1 protein-coding gene is annotated in these 1,261 nt (G+C 61.3%); it reads left to right on the top strand.

Going from position 1 to position 1,261, the window contains the following annotated elements:
• The first annotated feature begins 114 nt into the window (after positions 1 to 114).
• Positions 115 to 1,257, top strand: a complete 1,143-nt coding sequence (pdxB, locus tag AC1DRJ_RS28225; RefSeq protein ID WP_477805035.1) for a 4-phosphoerythronate dehydrogenase PdxB — start codon at positions 115 to 117, stop codon at positions 1,255 to 1,257.
• Positions 1,258 to 1,261 lie beyond the last annotated feature (4 nt).

Raw genomic sequence — 1,261 nt, 5'->3', positions numbered from 1 at the left:
CGACTGCTACGCAGCCGGACGCAGGCTTCGCCAGCTGCTACACGGATGCGCAATGCCTGCTGGCTCACAAAGGGTATCTCCGCCTAAACTGCCGGTCCCCCAAAGGAGCCTGCCATGCTGATTGTTGCCGACGAAAATATCCCGCTGCTCGATGCCTTCTTCTCAGGTTTCGGCGAAATTCGCAGGGTGCCAGGGCGTTCCATCGACCGCGCCACCGTCGAACACGCCGATGTGCTGCTGGTCCGCTCAGTGACCAACGTCAATCGTGCCTTGCTCGAAGGCAGCAACGTGCGCTTTGTCGGCACTTGCACCATCGGCACTGATCACCTGGACCTTGATTACTTCAAGCAGGCCGGTATCACCTGGTCCAGTGCACCGGGCTGCAATGCCMGGGGTGTGGTCGATTACGTTCTCGGCAGTCTGTTGACCCTGGCTGAAATCGAAGGCGCTGACCTGAATCAACGCACGTATGGCGTGGTCGGTGCCGGCGAAGTCGGCGGTCGTCTCGTCAAAGTCCTGCAAGGCCTAGGCTGGAAGGTGCTGGTGTGCGATCCGCCCCGGCAGGCGGCAGAAGGCGGTGATTTCGTCAGCCTCGAACAGGTCATTGAGCAATGCGACGTGATCAGTCTGCACACTCCTTTGAAGAAGCACGGCGCGCAGTCGACCTGGCACCTGTTCGATAAAAAACGCTTGAACCAGCTCAAGCCTGGCACTTGGCTGATCAATGCCAGTCGTGGCCCGGTGGTCGATAACGCCGCCCTGCGTCAGGTGCTGCTTGAGCGCGAAGACCTGCAAGCGGTGCTCGACGTGTGGGAAGGCGAGCCTGAGGTCGACGTGGCGCTGGCTGAGTTGTGCGTGCTGGCGACGCCGCACATTGCCGGGTACAGCCTTGAAGGGCGCCAGCGCGGGACGGCGCAAATTTATCAGGCGTATTGCAATTTTCTCGGGCGACCGGCCGAGGTCAGCCTCAGCGATTTGCTGCCGGCCCCATGGTTGTCGCAAGTGGCCCTGCATGCGCAAACTGATCCGGCGTGGGCGTTGGCCATGTTGTGCCGTGGCGTGTACGACCCGCGCCGTGACGATGCGGATTTTCGGCGCAGCCTGGTAGGCAATGTGAGCGAGCAGCGTGCGGCGTTTGATGCGCTGCGCAAGCATTATCCGAAGCGACGGGAGATTGACGGGTTGCAGGTGCGGATTGAGGGGGAGTCGGCTGAGTTGCAGCAGATAGTGATGGCGTTGGGGGCTTCGGCTGTATAGAGAC

The organism is Pseudomonas sp. P5_B2, assembly GCF_056400445.1.
Note: the sequence above shows the minus strand (reverse complement) of the source record. Positions and strands in the feature narration are given on the sequence as shown.